This is a genomic window from Photorhabdus viridis, from assembly GCF_040256935.1.
Lineage (GTDB): Bacteria > Pseudomonadota > Gammaproteobacteria > Enterobacterales > Enterobacteriaceae > Photorhabdus > Photorhabdus viridis.
Window position 1 is genome coordinate 1 of sequence record NZ_JBEJZY010000603.1, and the last position, 223, is coordinate 223.

Consider the following 223-nt stretch of genomic DNA (forward strand, 5'->3'; position numbering starts at 1 on the left):
AATGGGGGTTGACCGGCAACCGTGTTGACAGAGAACACTTGAGTTGAGGGCCGGGCGGCCACCATTTACCGCCGGCACTCAGAAGGTGGGCAGGCAGTCTGTGCGCAGGGATGCGCGCAGTCTGCCTTTCACTGCACCCCACATGCTCACCGGGAACCGGCTAACATTAAGATTGTCCGGCAACGCAGCGCGTTCAGACCGGCTTCGGGCTGTCCGGCTGGTC

Annotated in this window: 1 protein-coding gene; it reads left to right on the plus strand. The window is 62.3% G+C overall.

Annotated features, from left to right (window positions below; all coding sequences use genetic code 11):
- Nucleotides 1-43: 43 nt before the first annotated feature.
- A partial coding sequence (locus ABR397_RS24735) for a hypothetical protein (protein WP_350307975.1) occupies nt 44-223 on the plus strand: 180 nt, incomplete at its 3' end.